Source organism: Caloramator sp., from assembly GCF_020054765.1.
In the GTDB taxonomy this organism is placed as follows: domain Bacteria; phylum Bacillota; class Clostridia; order Clostridiales; family Caloramatoraceae; genus Thermobrachium; species Thermobrachium proteoclasticum.
Window position 1 is genome coordinate 1 of the sequence record NZ_JAIHAO010000065.1, and the last position, 6623, is coordinate 6623.

The 6623-nt window shown below is 29.1% G+C and carries 4 protein-coding genes; 2 read left to right on the forward strand and 2 right to left on the reverse strand.

What is annotated here, in order from left to right:
* Positions 1 to 416: 416 nt before the first annotated feature.
* A complete protein-coding gene (locus JG776_RS11965; protein ID WP_291967808.1) occupies positions 417 to 1307 on the reverse strand; it encodes a tyrosine-type recombinase/integrase in 891 nt (296 codons plus the stop codon).
* A 340-nt stretch (positions 1308 to 1647) separates the two neighbouring features.
* Between JG776_RS11965 and JG776_RS11970 the strand changes: the two genes are divergently transcribed.
* Both JG776_RS11970 and JG776_RS11975 read left to right on the forward strand, forming a co-directional pair.
* Positions 1648 to 4728 (forward strand): TrlF family AAA-like ATPase, encoded by a 3081-nt coding sequence (locus JG776_RS11970; protein ID WP_291967811.1) that lies wholly within the window; start codon positions 1648 to 1650, stop codon positions 4726 to 4728.
* 130 nt (positions 4729 to 4858) lie between these two features.
* Positions 4859 to 5902, forward strand: a complete 1044-nt coding sequence (locus JG776_RS11975) for an AAA family ATPase (RefSeq protein WP_291967812.1) — start codon at positions 4859 to 4861, stop codon at positions 5900 to 5902.
* 522 nt (positions 5903 to 6424) lie between these two features.
* On the opposite strand, the gene JG776_RS11980 is transcribed toward JG776_RS11975, so the two are convergent.
* Positions 6425 to 6623, reverse strand: a 199-nt coding sequence (locus JG776_RS11980; RefSeq protein WP_291967814.1) for a hypothetical protein, incomplete at its 5' end; no start/stop codon positions are given.

A 6623-nucleotide genomic window follows, 5' to 3' on the forward strand; every position in this document is an offset into this window, starting at 1 on the left:
TTTTGAATACAGGTGGTTTGCAATCATACCGTTTGTAATAGTTTCGGCGATTTTTATTAAAGATAGCATAAGAGAGTGGAAGGTGATAAAGCAGCAGGGATAAGGGAAACCTTATCTCTGTTTTGTTAGGGGGTTTACTGAGCATGATGTATTTAACAATTACCATGATTATTTGTATTACCCTTGTCAGTATTGGTGGTATTTGGTTTATGCATAAAAAGAAATAGTATCTTATTGTTTCAAAAAGTGTACTATATGAAATTATAGATTAAAGGCCTTAAATAGTATCTCAAAAAGTTGAATATATTTTTTGAGATATATCTTAAATATAAATAGATATTTTGACATAGCGGTTTTTACCTATTAGTAAATTGATGTAAAAAACACACCCATATAAAAACATGGGTGTGTTAATTTTAATAATCTGTTAGAGCATTAATGCTTTTTTCTAAATCTTCTTGCCTTACCTTGAGGTAAATTGCACTACTCTCTATACTTTCATGTCCAAGGAGGTACTGTACAGTATTGATATCAGATTTGGGTGTGTTTAGAATTTGAATTGCAAAATGATGCCTGAACATATGAGGATGAATTTTAATATTGGTATCATTTTCCCAACGCTTTAGTATTTTAAAGATTCCAGAGCGGGTAAAAGGCCGTTTCCTTTCGCTTATAAAAAGATAATCAGATGATATTGACATTTTATCTCTAACTTCCATATACGCAGTTATAGCCTTTCTGACATCTAAATGAAGAGGAATATTCCTTTCTTTCTGGTTCTTACCTATTACTCTTAGGTTTCCAGAACGGTCATTTATGGTTATGTCAGAAAGACGGATATTTATAAGTTCACTGACTCTGACTCCAGTTTTAGATAACAACTCAAAAACTACTATCCATAAATTTTTCTGACTTCTATACACATATCTTTTGATTTTTCTAAAATCTGAGTCAGAAAAACCCTTTGGAGCGGTAGGTTTATTTGTACGTATCTTCTTTAGATTTTCAGCAGGGTTGTTTTTAATAATGCCATTGCTTTGAAGAAAGTAAAAATATTCTCTTAGTGCTGCAATTTTATTATTTATGGTAGATGCTTTTTGCCGTTTGATATTCAAAAGATAATTTCGGTAGTCTTGTAAGTCCATCATGATTACATTTCCTGGGATAAATTCCTCGCCATATGATTCAATATAGTATTTAATAAAGCATTTGATATTAACAGTATAGGTTGATATAGTTCCAGAGGATTTATCGTTTTTATTTAAATAATCTACAAAATCATCCAAATAATATTCCTTAGTATCCATGACTAAACTCCTTTCCTTAAATTTTACTATGATTTTAAGGACACATAAGGCTAAATTCAAGTTTATATACCAGGTAGATTTCAAGTTTAAAAGTAGGGCTAAAAAGTTTTGTGGACAATTTTCGAGGGCTTATTGCACCAAATAAAGGCAATGTAGTATCTGATTTTTATTGTATTCTCCACAAAATCCCGTTTTTGTGGAAAGATTTTGTAGAAAATTGGATAATGTTAGTATATAATTTAGTTGTGATTTGAAATGAATTATTATGTATTTAAAATTGGGAATGAAAATATAGATTCAAATCAATGATTTTTGTTTTTTCGAATGGAGGGGAATCAATGTGGATAGTAATTTTATGGGGGGCTCACAGTGGAGAAAATGGGACCTTCACGTTCATACTCCAGCATCTGTATTGAATAACCAGTTCGGAAATGATTGGGATTCATATGTTAAACTATTGTTTAATGCTGCAATTCGACAGAATATAGGAACAATCGGAATTACAGATTACTTTAGCATAGAAGGATATAAAAAAATTATAACAGAATATATCAATAATGATAATAAGTTGGCAACCTTATTTAGAGATGAGTTATTACAGGACGAAAACTACATTTCAAAAATTAAACAAATACTTTTATTACCAAATATAGAATTTAGGCTTGACAAAATTGTTTCCAGTAAAAAAGACGGTCAACAACCAAGAAGGCTTAATTATCACGTTATTTTTTCAAATAATGTGAGTATTTCAGACATAGAGGAAAATTTTCTGGAAGATTTAGAGTTTTCATATGAAGGTAATCCAGAGTATGGTTTAGAAAGAAGAAAACTAAAAAAGTGTAATCTTGAGGCACTAGGGCAAAAACTTCGTTCTGAACATCAACCATTTAACCAAATGTCGGATTATTATGTTGGTTGTATGAATGCAGTTGTTAGCGAAGAAGGTATATGTAAAATACTTAAAAAAGATAGGCCACAACTTTTTCAAAACAAATATATTCTTATATTAGCAGAGGAATACTGGAGTTTAGTTGATTGGGATGGACAGGACCACAATGTAAAAAAGAATATATTGTCAATATCTAATATGATTTTTAGTTCAAATGAAAAGACAAGACAGTGGGCATTATCAAAGGATTTTGGGAAAGAGTTTAGTGGTAATAAACCTTGTATTTGGGGGTCTGATGCTCACTCTCCAGAAGAACTATTTAACCCAGACCAAGAGAAATATTGCTGGATAAAAGCAGATACTACTTTTGAAGGGCTTTTACAATTATTAAATGAACCTAAGGATAGAGTATTTATAGGTAAAAAGCCTGAAAAATTAAAGACTACTGAATTAAATAAGTCTCGATATATACATCAATTGGATATAAAAAAAGTAAGTGACTATCCATTAGCAGATGAGTGGTTTGATAATTCAATTGTTTTTAATTCTGACCTTGTTGCTATAATTGGTAGTAAAGGTAGTGGCAAAAGTGCTTTATCAGATATTTTAGGTTTGTTAGGAAATAGCAAGAATGAAAAATATTTTTCATTTCTAAATTTTGAACGTTTTAGAAAGGCACCTGAAAATTTATCTCAATACTTTGAGGCTAAACTTACATGGTTAGATGGTTGCGTTGATGAGAGAGGTCTTTCAACTAAATCTGAATTAACTGAAGTTGAGAAAGTTAAATACTTGCCTCAAAAATATATAGAAAATGTATGTAATGACTTGGGTAGTGGTTTTGAACAAGAAATAAATAAAATGGTATTTTCATATTTGCCTGAAAATGAAAAGTTGATGAAAAGTTCGTTTGATGACCTGATTAATTATTTGTGTCAAGGTATTGAAGATGAAATTCAATCTTTCAAGAATGATTTGGAAAAGATAAATAAAAAAATAATTGAACTGGAAGATAAACAAAATCCAGATTATATTGATACCATAAAGAATCAACTAAAACAAAAGTATATTGAGATAAAAAATCATAGAAAAATAAAGCCTAAAGAAAAAGGAATGCCTGAAGAAGAACAAGGTTCTGCTGAAAATTCAAAGTTAAAAGTACTAGATGAGAAAATTAATAGTATAGATAAAAAAATCGGAGAAGTCCAAGCGGCACTCAATACTGTTAGTGTTCAAATAACTGATTTAAATCTTATAAAAGAAAAAATTATTGAGTTATGTAAGAGATATGAAAAAACGAAGGATGAGATAAAGGAAATCCTTGATAGGCATAGTTTCAATATTAGCCTAAAATTAGATATTAGTTACGATATGAAAGATATAGAGATTTTATTAGATAGTCTAAATAATGATAAGAATCAAATGCAAATATTGCTTGAAAAAGATAAAGAAAAACAGACGGATAAGTCTTTGTACAAAATGAAGGAAAATTTAACTAATGAGAAAGTAAAGATTATCGGAGAAATGAACTCAGTCCTAAAGGAATACCAGAATTACTTAGAGGAGTTAAACGTATGGGGAAAACGGAAAAATGAGTTAATAGGAGATACGAATAAGGAAGGTTCATTTAAGTATTATGCAGCAGAATACAGATACATCAAGCAAAATCTAAATCGAGAGATTAATGAAGTAATCAAGCAAAGAGAGAAGATTTGTAGGGATATATATAAATTAAAATTGAAGAAGGTAAATATTTATAAACAAATATATAAGCCCGTGATGGAACGAATTAATGCAATGGGTAATATTCAAAATGATAATTTAAATTTTTCTGTTGAGATTTTGCCTAATAGTAACTTTAGTGATAAGTTTTTGAATATGATTAATCAATCTGTTAGTAGTGATTTTAGAGGTAGGAACGAAGGTTATGCAAAGTTAAAAGATATAATTATTAAATATAATTTTAGTTGTGAGAATGATGCAGTAAATTTTATTAAAGATGTTTATGATAGACTTACAAGTGATAAAAGTAAAATTAACAAATTATTAAAAGACAGAGAAGGATTATATAATTACCTGTACTCATTAGACTATCTAAAAGTTGAATATAAATTAAAATTTGGAAATAGAAATATGGAGCAATTATCACCTGGAGAGAAGGGGGCTTTATTACTAATATTTTATTTGGTATTGGATAAGGATAATTGTCCCCTTATTATTGACCAGCCTGAAGATAATTTAGACAATCAATCTGTTTATGAAAAACTGGTTCCATTTATAAGGGAAGCAAAAAATAGAAGGCAAGTAATTATTGTTACTCACAATCCCAATATTGCTGTGGCTTGCGACGCAGAGCAAATTATTTATTGCAATATGAATAAAGAGAACTGCAAAATTGAATATGAAACTGGTAGTATTGAGAATCCCAAAGTTAATGAATATGTAGTAAATGTTTTGGAAGGAACAATGCCAGCATTTACTTTAAGAAAGATAAAATATAAAGTTAATAATGATAGAGAAAAGGATAAGTGATTTTTTAATAATAATTAGTCTTTATTGATTTTTGCTCTTTTGTAATAATAGCATATATTAACCAATATATTGGTAATGTTGGTCTATTTAAATCATCGTTACTATATTTTTATTTCAGGAGGGACCAAAAATGGCAGAAATTATTTCCTTATTTAATCATAAAGGAGGCGTAAGCAAAACAACAACTACTTTTAATTTATCATGGGCATTAGCAGAATTAGGGAAAAAAGTTTTGATGATTGATGCTGACCCTCAATGTAATTTGACAAGTATGTCTTTAAGCCTTTCTGGTACTGAGGACTTTGAAACTTTTTATAAGGATAGTTCAATTGATAATATTAAATCTGTATTAACACCTGCATTTGAATCAATGCCTAAACAATTGCAGCCTGCTAAGTGCTACGAGTTTCCGAAAAGAAAAAATATGTATTTACTACCTGGGCATATCAATTTTTCAGATTTTGATGTATCAATTGGTATTGCTCAAGAATTAACTGGTAGTTTGAAGTTAATGAAAAACATTCCAGGAGCAATCAGTCATATGATAAGAATAACAGCAGAAGAATACGGTTTCGATTATGTTATTATTGATATGAGTCCCAGCGTCAATGCAACAAATGCTAATCTATTAATGCAGAGTGATTATTTCATTGTACCATGTTCACCTGATTACTTTTGTGATATGGCTATAAATTCGTTGTGTAATATACTTCCTACTTGGAATGATATTTATAGAACAATACGTACTCATCCCATTTTTCAAGAATCTGATTATAAATTTCCAAATACAACACCAAAATTCATCGGAACAATACTACAAAGATATCGACCTAAGAATGGTGCTCCTGCTAAGTCATTTCAAAAATGGATAGATAAAATAACTGATAATGTTAATAATCATCTTGTCCCTATATTACAAAAGTATGAAATGATAGTGGATTCTTCAAAATTTTTTGAAATAGCAACACCTGAAGAACCATATAACATTATAAATATACCTGACTTTAATAGTTTAATTGCTCAATCACAAAAATATAATGTGCCAGTTTTTGCATTAGAGGACTGGCAAATAGAACAAGTAGGTCAGATTTTAGATAATATGTGTAACAGCAGGGATATGTTTCACAAGATATTTAATAACTTAGCACAATCAGTTATAGGATTAACACAATAATAATATGCAATATATTATAAACCAGTACATACTATTAAATAAATATGAATTCAAATTGTTATAAGTCATTAATAAAAGAGGTTACAGGAATTCTATTTCCAATAACCTCTTTTAACCTTATTTAATGTGCTTCCAACGCACTACCTATAACTTTTATTTTCAGTAATTTCATAGAAAATACATATCAAATCTTTGTCCTGCTTGCATTTCAAGAATATGTAAATATTATAGGTTTAGCGTTGGACATACATTAATAATAAAAGGTGTATTAACGATTTTTGTGAAAAATAGGGTATCAATGATTTTTTATGTGCAATTTATTTCATGTTAATTTATGAAATCCTTATAAATACTGACTTTAAGAAAACTTTTTAGTAATAATTATATATAAAAACTCTTGACCACAAAATTTGTTGTTGACCCTTTTTATTTTGAAGGCATTATCATTATATAGAGAAAAATAAAAAAAGCAAGTTTTTATACTGATTTTTATAAAAAACTTGCTTTATCAAATCTACTGCATTAATCGAATAGTAATGGCAGTATTTCCTTATCATAGATTGAGGTAAGTTCTTTAATAATTTTTTTCTTCCTATATTGTACCGCCCTTTCCGTTACACCACAAATATTAGCGATTCTTTTTAAGGACCATCTGCTGTCTGTAAAATCACCATAAGAAATACCGTATTTCATGAGGTGGTTGACTATAATCAGAGTATCA